Raw genomic sequence first — 19,119 nt, 5'->3', positions numbered from 1 at the left:
TTATTTGGTCGTTTTTATAAATTTCATAATTAACATAAATCATAAGACACAAAAAAAAGCGAGACCTAAATCTCGCTTTTTAAAACTATTATATTTGGATAAATAAATTTATTCTACCGTAACCGACTTCGCTAAGTTACGAGGCTGGTCAACATTACAACCTCTCATTACAGCAATGTAATAAGAAAGTAATTGCAACGGAATAGTAGTAACCAATGGCGATAATGCATCTGAAGTTTCTGGAATTTCAATTACATAATCTGCCAATTCGCGTACTTGAGTATCTCCTTTTGTAACAACTGCAATGATTTTACCGCTTCTTGATTTAATTTCTTGAATGTTACTTACAATCTTGTCATAGTGCCCTTGTTTAGGAGCAATAACAATAACTGGCATAAATTCGTCAATTAAAGCAATTGGGCCGTGTTTCATTTCAGCAGCTGGATATCCTTCTGCGTGTATATAAGAGATCTCTTTTAATTTTAAAGCTCCTTCTAAAGCAACTGGAAAATTATATCCTCTACCTAAATAAAGACAGTTTGGAGAGTCTTTAAAAGCAGCAGCAATTTCTTTTGCTTTATCATTCGTTTCTAATGCCTCAGATACTTTCTCAGGAATAATTTCTAATTCTTGAAGGTAAGTATGGAAATCTGTATTTGATAAAGTTCCTTTAGCTTTTCCTAATCTTAAAGCAATCATGGTTAAAACAGTGATTTGAGTAGTAAAAGCTTTTGTAGAAGCTACCCCTATTTCTGGTCCTGCGTGCGTATAAGCACCTGCATGGCTTTCTCTAGAAATAGAAGATCCAACTACGTTACAAACTCCAAATACAAACGCTCCGTTTTCTTTAGCCAATTTAATTGCAGCCATAGTATCTGCTGTTTCACCAGATTGTGAAATCGCGATTACTACGTCATCTTTATTGATAATTGGGTTTCTGTATCTAAATTCAGAAGCATATTCTACTTCAACAGGAATACGCGTAAACTCTTCAAAAATATATTCTGCCACAAGACCCGCGTGCCAAGAAGTTCCGCAAGCCACAATTAGAATACGTTTTGCATTTAAGAATTTCTCTAGATTGTCTTCGACACCAGCCATCTGAACAATTCCTTCATTAGCATGAAGTCTTCCTCTGTATGTATCTTTAATTACACTTGGCTGCTCGTAAATTTCTTTAAGCATAAAGTGATCATAACCACCTTTTTCAATCTGCTCCAAATTCATTTGAAGTTCTTGAATGTAAGGATCAACTAAAGAATCATCGTGGATTTTTCTAATTTTAATCGGTTTATGTAATCTGATATTTGCCATTTCACCATCTTCTAAATAAACTGCATTAGAAGTATATTCAATAAATGGTGATGCATCAGATGCCACAAAATACTCGCCTTCTCCAACTCCAATTGCCAACGGACTTCCTAATCTAGCCGCAACAAGTTCGTTTGGATTTTTTTTATCAAAAACAGCAATAGCATAAGCTCCAACTACTTGGTTTAATGCAATCTGAACCGCTTTTCCTAATTTAATATTTTCTTTCTTCTGAACTTCTTCTATTAAATTAACTAAAACCTCAGTATCAGTATCCGATTTAAAAGAGTAACCTCTTTTAATCAACTCCTCTTTTAGAGGTGCATAATTTTCAATAATTCCGTTATGGATGATTACTAAATCTCCTGAATTTGAAAGATGAGGATGTGAATTAACATCATTTGGAACTCCGTGTGTTGCCCAACGCGTGTGCCCAATTCCGATACTTCCATTTGTTGTAAAACCTTCACTCGCTTTAGCTTCTAGATCAGAAACTTTGCCTTTTGTTTTACAAAGTTTGATACCCGCCTCTTCGTCATATAACATAACGCCGGCACTATCATATCCTCTGTACTCGAGTCGCTTTAATCCCTTAATAACAATGGGATAGGCCTCTCTATGACCGATATATCCAACAATTCCACACATATATATTTATTAATTTGGTTTCGTGTAGTAAACCTCAAGTCGCACTCTTTTATCTTCTGCAACAGATGCTTTTGAACCATATAAGATTGTGCCTAGAGGACTCATCACCGATGCTTTCGGTGCTTGTGAAATAGTTTCGTTTTTAAGTTTCAATACATTTGAAGCACTTACGTTAATGCTTTGAGAAACAACTAATCCTAAATCAACATTTTTTGCTGTCGCATCTTTAATAAGATTACGAACATGATCTGTTATTCTAATTTTATACGTTGTTCCTCGTTTATTAGAATCCAGATTAATTATACCCCCGAAAACATATTTCGAAAGTCCTGGCTGAACAGTATTAGACGTTCCATCAGAATAATAATCTATTAAAGGAGTATTATTTGTCAAATCATAAAGATAAACCCTATTAGGCTCTACTAATCCAGTCATTTTATCAGCATCAATAGTAAAAACTAAATTAGCTTCATTTACTTTCCAATTGCTAGCTCTAATTGTTTCCAATTGAGAAGCAAAATCTGTAAGACGAATAACAGACAAAGATCCCTGACCTCCTTTTAAGTAAAGTCTTTCGTCTCCTTCTGTTTTATTTACATTTGTTGTTATAGCACTTTCGTAATCAGGTTTTCGAACCGTTTGAAGAAAACTTGCTGTACTTGCTACACCCGTACTATAACCGCTCTTTAGCAACAAAGTAATTGTTTTATCCTCAGTAGTGCTATCAGCATCTGTCGTAATAGCTGTTTTAGCTTTATATTTGATAATAATTTTACCTCCAGAAAAATCAATTAATGCCATATTAGCAGGACTGCTTCCAGATCTTTCAACATTAAAATACAACCCTCTAAAATATTCCTGAAAAATATCTTCTGTAGAAAGTTTTGAAGCGGCTGCTTTTAATATTTTATCCTCAAAGAATTTCTTATTAAGGGTTAAATTCATTGCTGGAACACTTCTATCAACCGTTTCTTTCTTAGTATCAGGATCAATTGTTGTTACTGAAATTTCCTGTGAACTAAAGAAGAATTCATCATTTTCTAGCTTATTAGTGCTATCATTTAGTCTATCACCTGATTTTTTTCCAGAAAAATCAGCGTCTTGATCTGTATAATAATACTGTGGCAATTGAGAACCATTATTAAAATAACTGTTTCTCATCTGCATACCAGACTCATAAATACTTAATTTTAATTTTCCGTTTTTATCTCCATAAATAGAATCTAATTCGTAAGTATGGCTTCCGTCATCATTAGTCGTTTTTAACGTATTAAAATAAGGAATACTAAGAGTAACACTTTCAATTACTGGAGATTCTCCAATCGTTGGTGCATAAGTTTCAAGTCCTATTTGAGTTACAAAGCTTGCAGTTGTAGTTCCAAAAACCGGGTCATCATAAATACCTAACGCATTTGTACCCAAATTATTTGACTGGATAGGAGTTACTTCTTGGTTAAAAGCCACAACATCATATTTTTCAGGTTCAAGTCCAAAATGATCATCACCTACTAAACCATCACCAAGCGCATTAAAATCTTTATCGCAAGAATATAAAAAAACAGCAATTACAGCTAAAAAGATTTTTTTAACAAAAGAAGTATTATACATGTTTTATAATAAAGTTAAAAATTTAAAGTCCAAAAGTTCTATAGAAATCTGTATAAGCGTCAGCAAATGCATCTTTCGTGGCGAAAGGTAAAAAAGGTTTTCCTGAAGATTCTATAAATTTTGTTAAACTTGGCGAAACATTTTCTGACGCAATGATAACACCGTCCGAATGTAAAATACTAGCTTTTAACACATTCTCGTAATTTGGAACTTCTAAATCTGATACAGCGTCATGAGGAACACCATCAAATTTAACTTTATTAATCATTTCCAAATCTAAATTTTCATCAAACGACTGTCCATAAACAGAAGTAATAATTTTAGTTTCAGAAAACAATGCTTCATGTTTGTAATAATGTTTCATGTAAATTGGTAGCATTGCCGCCAGCCATCCGTGAACATGTATAATGTCCGGAACCCAGTTTAACTTTTTTACAGTTTCAACAACACCTTTTGCAAAGAAAATTGCTCTTTCGTCATTATCAGGATATAAAACACCCTCTTCATCCGCGAAGGTTGCTTTACGTTTAAAGTATTCATCATTATCAATAAAGTAAACCTGAATTCTTTCTTTCGGAATTGAAGCTACTTTAATAATCAACGGCATATCTAAATCATTCACTACCAAATTCATCCCTGAAAGTCTGATCACTTCGTGTAACTGGTGTCTTCTCTCGTTGATATTTCCATATCTTGGCATGAAAATTCTTATCTGACCGCCTTGATCATTAATCATTTTCGGAACGTCATAAGACATTAAAGAAACCTCATTTTCAGCCAAATAAGGCACGACTTCAGATGATACATATAATATCCTCTTATCTTTCATAATAGTATTTTACTTAATTTTGGTAATAAAAACGTCGCAAAATTACAAAAATTTATGCAGTTTATAACTAATATATTATGTTTGCATAAATTTTAATAATACCTCAATGCATATTTTCTACAGTAAAGCAGCTTTGATAGCCTATCTTAAAACTATCAAAACCGCAAATTCAACTATCGGATTTGTACCAACAATGGGCGCTTTACACCAAGGACATTTGGCTTTAATGCAACGTTCGCTAAAAGAAAACAACGACACAGTAGTTAGTATTTTTGTCAATCCAACGCAATTTAATAATCCCGAAGATTTAGCAAAATATCCTAGGACACTAGAAGAAGATGTTAAGAAAATGCGTACATTAAGTGATAAAATTATTTTATACGCTCCTTCTGTCGATGATATTTATGAGGGAAATACCGTTTCTCAAACTTTTGATTTTGACGGATTGGAAAATCAGATGGAAGGAAAATTCAGACCTGGACATTTTAATGGAGTCGGAACAATCGTGAAACGTCTATTCGAAATCGTAACTCCAACTAATGCTTATTTTGGAGAAAAAGATTTCCAACAGCTTCAAATTGTTAAAAAACTGGTCGAAAAAACACATTTACCAGTAAACATTGTGGGCTGCCCTATTTTTAGAGAAGAAAATCAGCTTGCGATGAGTTCACGCAATGAACGTCTTACTGCAGATGAACGTAAAGAAGCTGCAATTATTTATAAAATTTTGACCGAAGCAAAAGACTTTTTTCAAAATCATAGTCCGCAAGAAACTGTCGAATTCGTAGAAAATTCTTTCAAAGACAACAAGGAATTTGAACTTGAATATTTTGTTATTGCTGACGAATCCACACTTTTATCTATCGATCAGAAAGAGAATGACAAAAATTACCGAGCATTTATAGCGGTATTTGTTAATTCTATAAGACTGATTGACACCATTTCATTAAATTAATCTAACTTTGCAGCATGCAAATTCAAGTTATAAAATCAAAAATTCATCGTGTTAAAGTAACGGGAGCCGATTTAAATTATATTGGCAGCATTACTATTGATGAAACTCTACTAGAAGCTTCAAACATCATTGAAGGCGAAAAGGTATCTATTGTTAACATTAATAATGGCGAGCGTTTTGAAACTTACGCTATTAAAGGTGAAAAAAATTCAGGCGAAATCACTTTGAATGGTCCTGCAGCAAGAAAAGTACAAAAAGATGATATCATCATTATCATTTCTTATGCAACCCTAGATTTTGAAGAAGCTAAAACCTTCAAACCTTGGATTATTTTCCCTAACGAAAATGACAATTCTTTAACCTAAGATTTTCTTTTTCTTACCGAATTACCCTACTTTGTCAAAAGCTAATTTTGCACAAAAACACTCTTCTTTTGTCTCAATCCAAAATGATTAAGACGATAAAACACTGTGCTTCAATTTTTAATCTACTTAACAAAGAAGCAAATAAAATAGTATATTGCCACACTATTTTCAATACTTTTTAATTCACTGAAATGCCACAAATCATGAAAAAAGTTTACCTGCTAATTTTATTAATTTCAATTTCGTCGTTCGCACAAAAAACGTTCGACAACATTAAATCAGAAAAACTAGGAGAAGAACGAAGAATCACAATCGGACTTCCTGCTTCTTACGAAGCAAACAAAGACAAAAAATATCCAGTTCTTTATTTATTGGATGGCGATTATTTATTTGACCCGTTTTCTGGAGCTATAAGTTATGGCACTTATTGGGATGACATTCCCGAAATGATTATCATTGGAATTCATCAAAATAAAGACGGAGAACGTTTTGATGACACAACAATCGATCAAAATGAAGGGCTTCCTTTTGAAAAAGGAGCAAAATTTTTCGAGTTTATCGGAGCTGAATTAATTCCATATATAGAAAAAAAATACCGTACATCGCCTTTCAGACTTATTGCAGGTCACGATTTAACGGCAAGTTTTGCTAATTTTTATTTGTATAAAGAAATTCCGCTTTTCGATGCCTACATCTGTTTAAGTCCAGAACTTGCACCAAAAATGGAAGTGCGTGTTGCCGAAAAGTTTGCTAAAATAAAAAAACCAGTGTTTTATTATCTTTCTGCTGGAGAAGGCGATATTAAGAAAATAAAAGAACCTATAGATAAATTAAACGGAAATATTAAAATTGCCAATAATCCGTTAGTGAATTATAAATATGATGTATTCAAAGGTGCTACGCATTATACAGAAGTATTACACTCTATACCAAGTGCACTGTACCAGATTTTTGAAATATACAGACCAATAAATTCTGCCGAATACAACGACAAAATTGCGGTTCTTCAAACAGGTTACGCAGAATATTTAGAAAAAAAATATACAGCGATGTCTGAGGTTTTAGGAGTTCAGATTCCTGTTAGATATAGTGATTTTAAAGTAGTAGAAAATCTTATTTTAAAAAGAAACGCCTACGATGAATTAAGTAAAATGGCTGAAATTGGAAATGTAAATTATCCAAAAGCCATGTTAGGAGAATATGAATTAGGCTTGATGTACGAAAAAATGGGTGATCCTAAACATGCTTCGAAAAAATATCAAAATGCTTCTCAAATGGAGCCAATTGGTGATTTAAACAAAGACATGATGTATGAGAAAATTGACGAAATGAATACGCTTGCTAAAAAAACCAAATAATGTCAAAAGTTAAAACTTCCTTTTTTTGCCAAAACTGCGGAACCCAATATGCCAAATGGCAAGGGCAATGCAACGCCTGCAAAGAATGGAATACGATTGCCGAAGAAATCATTCAAAAACAAGACAAAGTTGCCTGGAAAAGTGAATCTGCTCCAGTTAGCAAAGCGCCAAGACCTTTAAAAATAACCGAAATTGATTCTGCACAGGAAGTTCGAATGGACACTACTGACAGTGAATTGAATCGTGTTTTAGGAGGCGGACTTGTTCCTGGATCTTTAACGCTTTTGGGCGGTGAACCCGGCATTGGAAAAAGTACACTTTTACTTCAAGTTTCTTTAAAATTACCTTATAAAACTTTATACGTTTCTGGTGAAGAAAGCCAAAAACAAATAAAAATGCGCGCAGAAAGAATTACGCCAAACAGTGATAACTGCTATATTCTTACTGAAACAAAAACGCAGAATATTTTCAAACAAATTGAAACCATTCAGCCTGAAGTAGTCATAATCGACTCGATTCAGACTTTACATACCGATTATATCGAATCGACTGCGGGAAGTATTTCTCAAATTCGTGAAACCACTGCAGAACTCATCAAATTTGCTAAAGAAAGTAATATTCCCGTAATCTTGATTGGGCATATTACAAAAGATGGAAATATCGCGGGTCCAAAAATTTTGGAACATATGGTCGATACCGTTCTACAGTTTGAAGGCGACAGAAATCATATTTACCGAATTTTACGTTCGCTAAAAAACCGATTTGGTTCAACATCAGAACTTGGAATTTACGAAATGTTAGGCAGCGGATTGCGAGAAGTTAGCAATCCTTCTGAAATCCTGATTTCTCATAAAGACGAAGAATTATCAGGAACTGCAATTGCAACAACTTTAGAAGGTATGCGTCCGTTGATGATCGAAATACAATCTTTAGTGAGTACAGCTGTTTATGGAACACCTCAACGAAGCACAACAGGTTACAACGCCAAAAGACTAAACATGATTTTGGCTGTTTTAGAAAAAAGAGCTGGATTCCGTTTAGGCGCAAAAGACGTTTTCTTAAATGTAACTGGCGGAATTTCTGTTGATGATCCTGCAATTGACTTGGCGGTTGTGGCTGCGATTTTATCTTCAAACGAAGATATTCCAGTTGGAAAAGGTTTCTGTTTTGCTGGCGAAGTTGGGCTTTCTGGCGAAATTCGTCCTGTAAATCGTGTTGACCAACGCATTCAGGAAGCTGAAAAATTAGGTTTCGATACAATTTTTGTTTCTAAATACAACAAAATTGCTTTAAAAAATACTGGAATTAAGATTGAGCTTGTAGCAAAAATTGAAGATGTTGCAAGTATCCTTTTTGGATAATTTTTAGAATAATATATTATAAAAAAATCCTGCTAAAGTGTATTATTATACATGCTAGCAGGATTTTTTATAACCTTCTTAAATTCTTACCATTTTATAATTCTAAAGCTTCCTTCAGTAACTGTAAATGTTTCTCCTTTTGAAGTACCTGAAAAACTAAAAGTTCCTTCAATTTTTTTATCATCATTAGCGGTTATATTTATAGTTCCAGATGTAGCATTAGAATTGTTTATTTCTGGAATAAAACTAAAAGTTGCCTGATAAGTAGTTGTAAGATTTGACAAATCATACACTATTGGATGGCTTCCCGTTGTAATGTTTAAAGGAGCCCATAAAGAGATTTTTTTATATGTGTCATCAATTCCTGAACTTCCCATTATATTTACACTTCCCGAAGTAATTAAAGCAGGTTCTGAAAAAGTATATACTTTTTCATTATACTTAAATTTCATAAATCCTTCTTGGCTGCCTGGAACATCTGTATCATCAGACGAATTATCACTACTGCATGAAGACAAGACTAATGCACCAATTGCAAAAGACAAAAACATAATTTTTTTTAAAATTTTCATTTGACTGGTTTTTTTATTGTTTAACGAGACAAATATATAAGATATTTACTACATAAAGTTATGGTTTTCCACAAATATCAAAAGAAAATAGAATCAAGAAGGTCGTAACCTTTTAAAATAATATCGACAAGTAAACACAAACATTATTATATCAGCATTTTAGACATATTGTTTAAAAATTAAAAGAAAAACTCTACAAGCTGATAATTTTAAATTTAAATTTATCCTAGATTTGAAAACTGAATAATTTCGAAGCAAATTAATTTTATGAATTTTCCAAAACAAAAAATATACAAAGCGCTAAAAATACTGGGAATAGTAATCGTAGTGCTTTGCATCGGACTTTACTATTTTCGTGATTCGCTTTTAAAACAGGCTATCGCAAAAGTCACTCATAAAATGGCCGTGCAATACAACAGTAACTTTTCTGTAGAGTCGGCTTCATTTGATGGTTTATCAACCATAAAATTGACAGATGTGGTTTTGGCACCAATAAATGCTGACACGCTTTGCAAAATTAAAAATGTAGAAACTAGCATCAGTTTAAGTAATTTATTAATTGGCGATGTTCAGCTTGGAACTTTAAAAGTTGATAACGGTTATATTCAATTAGTCAAAAAAGGCAAAAAACGAAATTTTGATGCCTTTTTAAAAAGAGACAAAGAGGAAACAGAATCGAACGAAAAACGCAAATATGCTGCTTTTGCATACAGAATTATTTCAAAAGTGCTGAATTTGGTTCCAACCGACATGGATTTGAAAAACTTTCAATTCAAAATCGACGATAACGGAAAACAAACTTCTATAGGCGTAGATAAACTCGTTTTAAACAACAAACAGCTCGAGACCAATCTTCATGTCCAAGCAAAAGATTTTGATCAGCGCTGGAACATTAAAGGATTTGCTGATCCGAGAAATAAAAAAGCAGATATTCGGTTTTTCAATTTAGATACTGGCGCTATTCGCGTTCCATATTTAGATCAGCGTTATAACTTAAAAGCAAGTTTTGATTCTATTCGTCTGAATGTTCAAAACATTGACAAAAGTGGCAGCGAACTTCATATCGACGGTTACACTTCTATCGCAAATCTTAAAATCAATCACCCAAAAATCGCGAGCAAAGATGTGGTGATAAAAAATGCCCGTTTTGATTACCGTTTTTTATTGGGCGATAGTTTTATTTCTATCGACAGTTCTTCGACCATGCAATTGAACAAGATTAAAGTTCGCCCTTATATTTCTTACGACACTGAAAAAGACACGGTTTATACTTTGAAAGTCGATATTCCGAAAATGAAAGCGCAGGATTTTATTGTTTCGCTTCCTGACGGATTATTTACACATTTTCAAGGAATGCAGGCAACTGGAAATTTTGATTATAAGCTAGATTTCAAATTCAACAAAAACAAACCAAACACTCTTATTTTTGATAGTAAATTAAATAAAGAAGATTTAAAAATCACCAAATATGGCGAAGCAGATTTAAATAAATTAAATGGCGAATTTGTATATCGAGCGATTATTCAAAACGTATTACAAAGACCTGTTTTGGTTGGAAATGCAAATCCTAATTATACTCCTTTGGACCAAATTTCTCCATATTTGAGAAAATGCGTTTTAACGACCGAAGATCCGTCTTTCTTCTCACATCGCGGATTCATAAACGAAGCGTTCAAACAATCAATTCTTAAGAACATTCGAACTAAGAAATTCTCTCGCGGTGCCAGCACAATCAGCATGCAGTTAATTAAGAATGTCTTTTTAACTCGTGAAAAGACGCTTTCGCGAAAGCTTGAAGAAATCCTTCTAGTTTACATTTTAGAAAACAACCGAATTGTAAGCAAGGAAAGAATGCTGGAAGTGTATTTCAATATTATTGAATGGGGTCCAAATGTATACGGAATTGGCGAAGCGAGTCATTTCTATTTCCAAAAAAGCCCTTCGGCTTTAAATGTTGACGAATGTTTATACTTGGCAACGATTATTCCGAAACCAAGAAAATTCATGTATCAGTTTAATGATGAAGGTAACTTGAAAGATTACGCTATTAAAAACCAAAAATTCCTAAAAAATTTAATGTTCAGAAGAGGACTTTTAGTTCCTGAAGACACAATTGGTTTATTGCCTGTTTACATTTCAGGAAATGCACGTTCTTTAATCAAAATTAAAGTTCCAGATTCTACAGCAATCAAAACAGATTCTTTATCTGTTGATGATGAATTTGATTTGTAATTTTTTGCCACGAAGGCACTAAGACACAAAGTTTTTTTGTTTTTAATCTCGCAAAGACGCAGTCCCGAGGCTTCGGGAGCAAAATTAATTTTTTAAACTCAATTGCGTCCAGCTTTAGCTGGATGGAAATATAAATGCAAATCTAAGGGCTTTAGCCAAACTTTATAAGTTTGGCTAAAGCCCTTTTCTATTTCGATCTTATTCCCCTAGCTAAAGCTAGGGACTATTCAAAAGACTTTGCGTCTTTGCGAGATTAAAAAACTTTGTGCCTTAGTGCCTTTGTGGCATTAGCAAAAAAACTATTTAAAGTTCTTTAAAAACTCTTCTTTATAAGTTGGCGAAACTTCAATTTCAGTTTCATCGTTTAATGTTACGATTCCGCCTTTATTATACGATTTCACGCAATTGAGATTGATGATATGCGATTTATGAACACGAATAAAAGGCAAAGGCAAAATCTCCGAAAAATGCTTCAGAAATCGGCAGACCATTTTCTTGGCTCCAGTATTTAAATACAAATCGGTAAAATTTCCGTTTCCTCGAAGACGCACGATATCTTCCATTTTTACGACTTCAAAACCCTCAAGCGTTGGAAGAATGACTTGTTGTTTTTCTGGTTTTTGTTCGTGGAAATTCTCTACAATAATTTTATTTCGATTGAATATTTCATGATTTAAAATCTGATGATGCACTTTGTTTACCGCAATAATCAATTCTTCAATGCTGATTGGCTTTAAAAGATAATAAGCTGCACTTTGATTTAAAGCACGAAGCGAATATTCAGAAAAAGCAGTTACAAAAATAGTCTCAAATTGAAGATCTTTACAAGCTTCCAAAACATCAAAAGCATTTCCGAAAGGCATTTCTACATCTAGAAAAACCAACTGCGGTTTAATTTCATGCAACAACGGAACGGCTTCTTTTATATTCTGCGCTTCACCTACAACCTCAACTTGCGGACAATATTTGCTCAAATAATTTTTAAGCACTTCACGCGCTGCCAATTCGTCTTCGACAATTACACTTTTTATTTTCTGTAAAGTCATCATATTTTGTCAATTAATGGAAAAACAATTTGAACAATCGTGCCTGATTCTGGTACTTCTTTTTCCGAAACAGTAAATGAAATATCCTTTTTGTACAATTCTTTCAAAAGGTCAATTCTTTCTTTGGTATTGTTCAAACCGCGCGATTCATAGATTTTCTGATTAGTCGTTTTGAGTTCTCGGCTTTTGGTTAAACCAATTCCGTTGTCTTCAATTATCACATTGATTTTTCCGTTTTTAAACTCAAATCGAAGTGACAAAAAGCCTTTTTTATCCAAATAACGTAATCCGTGCCAAATGGCATTTTCTAAATGTGGCTGCATAATCATATTTGGAACAAAAACTCTTTCGGTATCGAGAGACTCGTCAACCACAATTTCAAAATCGAATTTATCCTGAAAACGCAAATGTTCTAAATCCAGATATTTCTTTAATTGTTCCACTTCTTTATCCAATGAAATAAAATCTTTATTAGAATTTTCCATCATATTTCGCATCAGATTCGAATAGGAAGTCAAATATTTATTGGCTTCCAATTCTTTATTTTCGGCAATAAACTGATTTACGCTGTTCAAACTATTAAAAATAAAATGCGGATTCATTTCGCGACGCAATGATTGCAAAGCGATTTCCTTATTTTTGATTCTGATCGAATAAAACGCTTTTACAATGAAGAAAAACAAAAGCAGTAACAAACCAATTGAACCTAAAAGGAAATAATTGAAGGAGTTTTTCTTCGAAATCAATTCGTCTTTTAAAACCTTTTCTTTTTCAAGCTGACGAATTTTATCTTCTGTAACCTGAAAAGTTTTAGCATCAATTAAAGTCGTATCGGATTTGATTAATTGTTCGAAATTATTAAAAAACTGTTCGTACAAAGCCATGCTTTCCTTGTCCTCGCCTTTTGTTTTATAATATTTGATTAATGAAGATAAACTCTTTTTGGCTTCCGATGAATTTCCTTTCTGAAAAGATAAATCGTAAGCTTCTTTTAGGGAAGAAATTGCTTTTTCTGGCTCTTTCTTTTCAAAGTAAAGCGAAGCCAGCGATTGCAGCTGTTTTATTTCGGTAGTAAAATCGTTATTGGTTTTGGCATCAGCAAGCAGTTTTTCATTAATGGCAAGCGCTTTATCAAATTGATTGTCTGCTACGTAAACTTTTGCAATTTCATTTTTGATTTTAACTTCTTCTGGTTTGTCTTTCGCATATTTTAAAGCTTTTTTATAACTTTCAATTGCTACTGCTTTGTCCTTTAACTGCAAAGAATTCTCTGCTTTCTGAATATAAGCTTTACTAACTTCTTCGGTTTTTTTTTCTTTTTTTAGCAATTCAATATTAGAATTCAAATAATCTGTCTGACTTGCAGGATTAGATTGATTTTTGAGTCGGTTGGCATCGTTAAGATTGATTTTCTCTTCAGATGCGTCTTTTGTTAGTGAACCTGCAGCTTCGTAATTTTTTATAGCAGAATCGAAGTTTTTCTGATTTTCCTGAACTTTAGCCAAACTTCTTGTAACGCGCGTTTTATCATCGGTCAGTTTTAATTTGGTAAAAGAGTTTAAAGCTCTTTTAAAATATTCTTCTGCTTTTGCATTATCGCCTTTGCTTAAAAAATCATTAGCCAGCTTTTCATAGTTTTGAGCAATTTTCGATTCATCGTTTTCATCTAATGATTTAGATAATTCTTCAGCGGTTTTACTTATTACGGCTTTACTCTTTTTTTCACTTTTTTCAGGAAGTGACTGCGCTATTATTTCGTGAGGAAATAAAAACGCTAAAAAAAGCAGACTAAAAACAATTAATACATGACGTTTCACAAACAAGTTATTTAGAAAGTGTAAAGTAACTTAATTTCAAATTCCTATCCTATCACATTCACCAAGTCAAACGGCCTGTTGACCCATTCTCTCAAAAATACGTTTTTTCGATCAATACTTTTACCTCATAATCTTAAAAACCATCATTATGAAAAAACTATTTTACTCCTCTTTCATCCTTTTTTCTCAGTTTATTATTGGACAAGTTTCTGGAAATGTCAATTATCAGAATCAATATACTGATAATAATGCTATTGATATTAGTTTCTCTTCTAGCGAAGGAATTATAGCAAGTGTAAAAGGGCTTGCCAATGTCAAAGCAGATTCTTACACAGCAATTTTCAGTACGACTCAAACGGGTAAAACAACTAAAGAAGTCAATGAACTAATTGACCAGAGAATTGAACGTTCGTTAAGCGAAATCAAACTCAAAAAAGGCGTTGAGATTTTCGTCGATATGATTTCTTTTGTTCCGGTTTATGAATATGAAGTAGAGAAAAAGATTTTTAGCCGTAAAACTTACAATGAAGTTCCTGTGGGATTTGAGTTGAAGAAAAACATCCACATAAAATACTCCGATCCAAATCAGCTGAATGATTTTATTTCGATTTTATCTAATCATGAGATATACGATTTGGTTCGAGTTGATTACTTCTCAAACTCATTGGAAACCATCAAAAAAGAAATGATGAACAAAGCCAAACTGCTGATTCAGGAAAAAATCAAGAACTATGAACTTCTTCTTGGAGAAACATTCACAAACGTTGAAAAAAGAATTACCGATGGTTTTATTGTGAATTTACCTGTCGAAATGTACAAATCGTATGAAGCGTACAACAGTTCTTCTTTAAACTTAAAAAAATCTGCAGATGTTAATCAGACCAATAAATCGACTACGCTATATTATCAGCCTGTATTCAATAAAGAATTCGACTTCATCATTAATCCTGCGGTTTTGGAACCAGTTATTCAAGTACAATATGAAGTAAAGATTTTCATTAACAGAGAAAAAGAAAAGAAACAAGTTGCCAAAACAGATAAAGAATTTATTCTGATTACTCCAAATGGCGATTTAAAACCTATTAATGTCAATTCTCCAAAACCAACCAATTAAAACATAATTAAAAGCACAACATTTTGACGCGGATAAAACAGATTCGTTATCCGCGTTGTAATTTATCTAGTCAATCCCATAACTATTTCACCAAGTCAAAAGACTGTTTCACCATTTGTCCCAAAAACGTGCTTTTTTAGTTTCTAAGTTTGATCTGTAATCATCCAATTAAAAACTAAAATTATGAAATCAAATCTTTTTATAACAGCACTTTTGGCGGCGTCAATTTCTTTTGCTGCGTGTAATTCGTCTAATGCAAAACCAATAAAAAATACTGAAATCGAAAAACCGGATTCAGGTGAAACGACCAAAATTCAAGTCGCGCTTTTATTGGACACTTCTAATAGTATGGACGGATTAATCGATCAGGCGAAATCGAGATTGTGGAATATTGTAAACACTTTAACGACTTTAAAATACGAAGGAAAAACGCCAGATATCGAAATCTCTTTATATGAATATGGAAATGACGGTTTATCTGAAAAGTCAAATTACATTCGACAAGTCACGCCTTTATCGACAGATTTGGATTTGATTTCGGAGAAATTATTTGCTTTAAGAACTAATGGCGGAAGTGAATATTGTGGCGCCGTAATTCAGGATGCGACCAAAGGATTAAAATGGTCAGCAGAAAACAATAGTATGAAACTGATTTACATTGCAGGAAATGAAGGATTCGATCAGGGAAAAATCAGTTATAAGGAAACAATTAGCGATGCTTTGAAAAATAATATTTATGTGAATACTATTTTCTGCGGAGACAAAACAGAAGGCATTAATTCATTTTGGAAAGACGGCGCAGATCGCGGAAAAGGAAAATATTTCAATATCGATTCGGACAAAGCGGTTCAATATATTGCAACACCATATGATGATGAAATCGCTAAATGTGATGAAAAAATCAATAAAACCTATATCAATTACGGAGCGAAAGGTGCAGATAAAAAAAGAAACCAAGTAATGCAGGATCAGAATGCTAAAATGGTTTCGGCTTCCAATTATACTGATCGCGCGGTAAGCAAATCGAAAGCGGCTTATAAAAACGAAAGTTGGGATTTAGTAGATAAAGTAAAAGATGATGCAGGCGCTATTTCTAAAATTCAGAAAGAAGAACTTCCGGCAGAACTTCAAAATAAAACTACTGCTGAAATTCAGGTAATCGTAAACGAAAAGAAAAAAGAAAGAGAAACAATTCAGAAAGAAATTAGTGTCTTGGCAAAAAAGCGTCAGCAATATATTGATACTGAAGCTAAAAAAACTAAAACGCAAGACGATCTTGGAAATACGATAAACTCTTCTATTCTAGCTTTCGCTAAAGTAAAAGGCTATACGGTTGAGAAATAAGAATTCCAATGAAAAAGAAAATCTTCTTTCTGCTCTTTGCTGCGATTCCGTTGATTTGTTTGAGCTGTGAAAATAAAAAAGAGAAAACAAAAGATACAAGAACTACAAAACCGATTTATTCCTATGAAAAGAAACTAAAAAGTGAAATTGCTGAAATAAGAAGCTTCTTGGGGAAATCTTCAAAATACAATTCAGATGTTGCGCTATTTTTAGTCATGAAGATAGAATCTGGAAGAAATAGGTTTTTTATTTATGATTTGAAACACAGCAAATTGCTAGATAAAGGTTTGGTTGGACATGGTTCTGGTTCGGAAACAGGAATTCCAGGCGAGTTAAAATTCAGCAATATTAAAAATTCCAATTGCAGTTCGTTAGGCAAATATGCTATTGGTAGTTCTTATTTTGGAACGTTTGGAAAAGCCTATAAATTATATGGTTTAGACAAAACCAATAGCAATGCTTTTGATCGAAATATAGTGCTTCATAAGTATTCTGAAATTCCATTTGATGAACAACCCTATCCAATTTGCAATAGTCTTGGATGTCCAATGGTAAACGAAAAGTTCTTCGGCGTTCTCGAAAAACTGATTGACAATTCTAAAAAGAAAATCATTTTGGTTATGTATTATTAATTCAAAAAACAAATCCCGATAATCAAGATTATCGGGATTTTTGTATTGTCAGTCTGAAACCTAACAGGTTTTTAAAACCTGTTAGGTTTGATTGTGTACATTTTTTAAGGAGCCGGATCTGGAATTATAGCCTGAACTGCATCAATTTCTGCTAAAATTTGTTTAGAAAGAACCACATCAATTGTGTCGATGTTTTCTTTTAATTGTTCCATAGTTGTCGCTCCGATAATAGAACTTGTCAAGAATGGCTGTTGCAACACAAATCCCATTGCCAATTGCGTTAACGTTAAACCATGTTTTTTAGCGATTTCCAGATACAATTTAGTCGCTTCGGTACATTGGTCGCTATTGTAACGTTTGTATTGCGGAAAAAGATTAATTCTCGCTTTCGGGTGACTTTCTCCAGTTAAGAATTTTCCAGTCAAAACTCCGAATGCTAAAGGCGAATATCCTAATAAACCAACATTTTCATATTTTGAAACTTCTGCAGAATTCACTTCAAATAAACGGTTCAATAAAGAATACGGATTTTGAACAGTTTTGATTCTTGGAAGATTGTTGTATTTGCTTTCTTCCAAAAGGCGCATCATTCCCCAAGCATTTTCATTAGAAACTCCAATATGTTTGATTTTACCTTCTTTAATTAATCCGTCGAAAGTTTCAAGAATTTCTCTGAAGTTATCTTCCCAAACATCATCATGTCCGTGAAAAGCACGCTGTCCAAAATTATTCGTTTTTCTTTCTGGCCAGTGCATTTGGTACAAATCGATATAATCGGTTTGCAGTCTTTTTAAGCTATTTTCAACCGCATATTTAATACTTGCTGGAGAAAAATCCAATTTCTCACGCATATAACCAAAATTCGGATTCGGACCCGCAATTTTAGACGCTAAAATAACTTTATCTCTATTTCCTGATTTCTTAAACCAAGTTCCAATAATTTTTTCTGTGCTTCCGTAAGTCGCTTCACTCGCAGGAACCGAGTACATTTCGGCAGTATCAAAGAAATTAACTCCTCTTTCAAGAGCATAATCCATTTGTTCGTGTCCTTCTGCTTCTGTATTCTGCTGCCCAAAAGTCATTGTTCCAAGGCATATTTTACTAACTTTTATATCGGTGTTAGGTAATGTAGTGTATTTCATTTTTTTTCTAAAAGGTTCAAAGTTGCAAAGGGACAAAGGTACAAAGGGATTTTTCAAATCAGGATTTGAAAAAGGTTAAAAAAAGTACAAGTTTTTTTACTGATACCTTCCTGAAAGGTTTTTCAAACCTTGTAGGAACAAAAAAGGCTCAAAGAAAAACCTTTGAGCCTTTGTACCTTAGAACCTTTGTTTCTAGATTTATTTTAAACTTTTTAATGGATTTTGAAATGCATTGAAAATCCTAACAATGAAAACAGAATCATCTTTTATTTGATATAGAATTTTAAAATTTCTGACCACAATTCTACGGCAATCTATCCTATATTCATCGAATTGAAACTGCTCTGCAAAAACGATATTATTCGCACTATTAAATAATTCGTCTCTAACTTTTAATGCGGTTACTTTCGAATATTTACTTTTAAGCTCAAAATAAATTTCCTTCAAATCCAATTTTGCATTTTCTGACCAAAAAACTGTTGGTTTATTCATTATCCCAATCTTTCATTTCTTTTGACAAATCTTCACTGGAAATTATTCGATTATATTTAATATCCTCTAAACCTTCTTCTACTTTATTATGATAATCAGTTAATGTCATGGGATTTCCTTTCGCATCATACGAAACCACTTCATTTAAATAATTATCAAATACGGAAGAAACAATTCGCAGAACTCTTTCATCAGCCAAATCTAATTGATTTTTTATTTTCTCTTTTAATTCTGGAAGCCCCATAGCCTAAATTTTTGAAATCCAAAGTTACGAAAATAATAAAAGAAAAATT

General features: G+C 33.0%; 17 protein-coding genes. 8 read left to right on the top strand and 9 right to left on the bottom strand.

Going from position 1 to position 19,119, the window contains the following annotated elements; all coding sequences use genetic code 11:
* Positions 1-108: 108 nt before the first annotated feature.
* Genes glmS through DM444_RS06360 form a run of 3 tightly spaced genes read right to left on the bottom strand, consistent with a single transcriptional unit; the run spans position 109 to position 4,396 of the window.
* The gene (gene glmS / locus DM444_RS06370; RefSeq protein ID WP_111284964.1) at positions 109-1,959 is read right to left on the bottom strand and encodes a glutamine--fructose-6-phosphate transaminase (isomerizing); all 1,851 of its coding nucleotides are present in this window, start codon (positions 1,957-1,959) and stop codon (positions 109-111) included.
* 9 nt (positions 1,960-1,968) lie between these two features.
* Positions 1,969-3,567, bottom strand: a complete 1,599-nt coding sequence (locus DM444_RS06365; RefSeq protein WP_111284963.1) for a DUF4270 domain-containing protein — start codon at positions 3,565-3,567, stop codon at positions 1,969-1,971.
* A 22-nt stretch (positions 3,568-3,589) separates the two neighbouring features.
* A complete protein-coding gene (locus DM444_RS06360; RefSeq protein ID WP_111284962.1) occupies positions 3,590-4,396 on the bottom strand; it encodes a glycogen/starch synthase in 807 nt (268 codons plus the stop codon).
* A gap of 106 nt (positions 4,397-4,502) precedes the next feature.
* Here DM444_RS06360 and panC point away from each other — a divergent pair, with 106 nt between their 5' ends.
* The 4 genes from panC (at position 4,503) to radA (ending at position 8,435) form a co-directional block, all read left to right on the top strand.
* Entirely contained in the window at positions 4,503-5,351 is an 849-nt protein-coding gene (panC, locus tag DM444_RS06355) for a pantoate--beta-alanine ligase (protein ID WP_111284961.1), read from the top strand.
* A gap of 14 nt (positions 5,352-5,365) precedes the next feature.
* The gene (gene panD, locus DM444_RS06350) at positions 5,366-5,716 is read left to right on the top strand and encodes an aspartate 1-decarboxylase (protein ID WP_008465481.1); all 351 of its coding nucleotides are present in this window, start codon (positions 5,366-5,368) and stop codon (positions 5,714-5,716) included.
* A gap of 203 nt (positions 5,717-5,919) precedes the next feature.
* A complete protein-coding gene (locus tag DM444_RS06345; protein WP_111284981.1) occupies positions 5,920-7,074 on the top strand; it encodes an alpha/beta hydrolase in 1,155 nt (384 codons plus the stop codon).
* The gene (gene radA / locus DM444_RS06340) at positions 7,074-8,435 is read left to right on the top strand and encodes a DNA repair protein RadA (RefSeq protein WP_111284960.1); all 1,362 of its coding nucleotides are present in this window, start codon (positions 7,074-7,076) and stop codon (positions 8,433-8,435) included. The genes DM444_RS06345 and radA overlap by 1 nt, the downstream gene beginning before the upstream one ends.
* An 86-nt stretch (positions 8,436-8,521) precedes the next feature.
* On the opposite strand, the gene DM444_RS06335 is transcribed toward radA, so the two are convergent.
* The gene (locus DM444_RS06335) at positions 8,522-9,007 is read right to left on the bottom strand and encodes a DUF6252 family protein (RefSeq protein ID WP_111284959.1); all 486 of its coding nucleotides are present in this window, start codon (positions 9,005-9,007) and stop codon (positions 8,522-8,524) included.
* A 267-nt stretch (positions 9,008-9,274) separates the two neighbouring features.
* Between DM444_RS06335 and DM444_RS06330 the strand changes: the two genes are divergently transcribed.
* Positions 9,275-11,239 carry a transglycosylase domain-containing protein gene (locus DM444_RS06330; protein ID WP_111284958.1) on the top strand — a complete coding sequence of 655 codons (1,965 nt, stop codon included), beginning with the start codon at positions 9,275-9,277 and terminating at the stop codon, positions 11,237-11,239.
* Between the two features lie 299 nt (positions 11,240-11,538).
* Here DM444_RS06330 and DM444_RS06325 read toward each other — a convergent pair whose 3' ends face one another.
* Together DM444_RS06325 and DM444_RS06320 are read right to left on the bottom strand one after the other, a co-directional pair.
* On the bottom strand, positions 11,539-12,288 hold the full coding sequence (locus DM444_RS06325; RefSeq protein WP_111284957.1) for a LytR/AlgR family response regulator transcription factor: 750 nt from the start codon (positions 12,286-12,288) through the stop codon (positions 11,539-11,541).
* The gene (locus DM444_RS06320) at positions 12,285-14,102 is read right to left on the bottom strand and encodes a tetratricopeptide repeat-containing sensor histidine kinase (protein WP_239455600.1); all 1,818 of its coding nucleotides are present in this window, start codon (positions 14,100-14,102) and stop codon (positions 12,285-12,287) included. The genes DM444_RS06325 and DM444_RS06320 overlap by 4 nt, the downstream gene beginning before the upstream one ends.
* 148 nt (positions 14,103-14,250) lie before the next feature.
* Between DM444_RS06320 and DM444_RS06315 the strand changes: the two genes are divergently transcribed.
* The 3 genes from DM444_RS06315 (at position 14,251) to DM444_RS06305 (ending at position 17,192) form a co-directional block, all read left to right on the top strand.
* Complete coding sequence (locus DM444_RS06315; protein WP_111284956.1) at positions 14,251-15,216, top strand: SIMPL domain-containing protein; 966 nt, start codon at positions 14,251-14,253, stop codon at positions 15,214-15,216.
* 183 nt (positions 15,217-15,399) lie between these two features.
* A complete protein-coding gene (locus DM444_RS06310) occupies positions 15,400-16,560 on the top strand; it encodes a vWA domain-containing protein (RefSeq protein ID WP_111284955.1) in 1,161 nt (386 codons plus the stop codon).
* Between the two features lie 8 nt (positions 16,561-16,568).
* Positions 16,569-17,192 (top strand): murein L,D-transpeptidase catalytic domain-containing protein, encoded by a 624-nt coding sequence (locus DM444_RS06305; protein ID WP_111284954.1) that lies wholly within the window; start codon positions 16,569-16,571, stop codon positions 17,190-17,192.
* Positions 17,193-17,296: 104 nt separating this feature from the next.
* Here the strand turns inward: DM444_RS06305 and DM444_RS06300 are convergent, their stop codons facing one another.
* The 3 genes from DM444_RS06300 to DM444_RS06290 all read right to left on the bottom strand — a co-directional run bounded on the left by DM444_RS06300 (position 17,297) and on the right by DM444_RS06290 (position 19,070).
* Positions 17,297-18,334, bottom strand: coding sequence for an aldo/keto reductase (locus tag DM444_RS06300; RefSeq protein ID WP_111284953.1), 1,038 nt, complete (start codon positions 18,332-18,334; stop codon positions 17,297-17,299).
* A 198-nt stretch (positions 18,335-18,532) separates the two neighbouring features.
* The gene (locus DM444_RS06295) at positions 18,533-18,826 is read right to left on the bottom strand and encodes a type II toxin-antitoxin system RelE/ParE family toxin (protein WP_111284952.1); all 294 of its coding nucleotides are present in this window, start codon (positions 18,824-18,826) and stop codon (positions 18,533-18,535) included.
* Complete coding sequence (locus DM444_RS06290) at positions 18,819-19,070, bottom strand: hypothetical protein (RefSeq protein WP_111284951.1); 252 nt, start codon at positions 19,068-19,070, stop codon at positions 18,819-18,821. The genes DM444_RS06295 and DM444_RS06290 overlap by 8 nt, the downstream gene beginning before the upstream one ends.
* Between the last annotated feature and the right edge of the window lie 49 nt (positions 19,071-19,119).

The sequence above is a fragment of the Flavobacterium ginsenosidimutans genome (assembly GCF_003254625.1).
GTDB lineage: Bacteria > Bacteroidota > Bacteroidia > Flavobacteriales > Flavobacteriaceae > Flavobacterium > Flavobacterium ginsenosidimutans.
Note: the sequence above shows the minus strand (reverse complement) of the source record. Positions and strands in the feature narration are given on the sequence as shown.

What these genes read in the sequence shown, in the direction of transcription:
- glmS (WP_111284964.1), bottom strand. Translation starts at nt 1,959, where the DNA reads ATGTGTGGAATTGTTGGATATATCGGTCATAGAGAGGCCTATCCCATT.
- DM444_RS06365 (WP_111284963.1), bottom strand. Translation starts at nt 3,567, where the DNA reads ATGTATAATACTTCTTTTGTTAAAAAAATCTTTTTAGCTGTAATTGCT.
- DM444_RS06360 (WP_111284962.1), bottom strand. Translation starts at nt 4,396, where the DNA reads ATGAAAGATAAGAGGATATTATATGTATCATCTGAAGTCGTGCCTTAT.
- panC (WP_111284961.1), top strand. Translation starts at nt 4,503, where the DNA reads ATGCATATTTTCTACAGTAAAGCAGCTTTGATAGCCTATCTTAAAACT.
- panD (WP_008465481.1), top strand. Translation starts at nt 5,366, where the DNA reads ATGCAAATTCAAGTTATAAAATCAAAAATTCATCGTGTTAAAGTAACG.
- DM444_RS06345 (WP_111284981.1), top strand. Translation starts at nt 5,920, where the DNA reads ATGAAAAAAGTTTACCTGCTAATTTTATTAATTTCAATTTCGTCGTTC.
- radA (WP_111284960.1), top strand. Translation starts at nt 7,074, where the DNA reads ATGTCAAAAGTTAAAACTTCCTTTTTTTGCCAAAACTGCGGAACCCAA.
- DM444_RS06335 (WP_111284959.1), bottom strand. Translation starts at nt 9,007, where the DNA reads ATGAAAATTTTAAAAAAAATTATGTTTTTGTCTTTTGCAATTGGTGCA.
- DM444_RS06330 (WP_111284958.1), top strand. Translation starts at nt 9,275, where the DNA reads ATGAATTTTCCAAAACAAAAAATATACAAAGCGCTAAAAATACTGGGA.
- DM444_RS06325 (WP_111284957.1), bottom strand. Translation starts at nt 12,288, where the DNA reads ATGATGACTTTACAGAAAATAAAAAGTGTAATTGTCGAAGACGAATTG.
- DM444_RS06315 (WP_111284956.1), top strand. Translation starts at nt 14,251, where the DNA reads ATGAAAAAACTATTTTACTCCTCTTTCATCCTTTTTTCTCAGTTTATT.
- DM444_RS06310 (WP_111284955.1), top strand. Translation starts at nt 15,400, where the DNA reads ATGAAATCAAATCTTTTTATAACAGCACTTTTGGCGGCGTCAATTTCT.
- DM444_RS06305 (WP_111284954.1), top strand. Translation starts at nt 16,569, where the DNA reads ATGAAAAAGAAAATCTTCTTTCTGCTCTTTGCTGCGATTCCGTTGATT.
- DM444_RS06300 (WP_111284953.1), bottom strand. Translation starts at nt 18,334, where the DNA reads ATGAAATACACTACATTACCTAACACCGATATAAAAGTTAGTAAAATA.
- DM444_RS06295 (WP_111284952.1), bottom strand. Translation starts at nt 18,826, where the DNA reads ATGAATAAACCAACAGTTTTTTGGTCAGAAAATGCAAAATTGGATTTG.
- DM444_RS06290 (WP_111284951.1), bottom strand. Translation starts at nt 19,070, where the DNA reads ATGGGGCTTCCAGAATTAAAAGAGAAAATAAAAAATCAATTAGATTTG.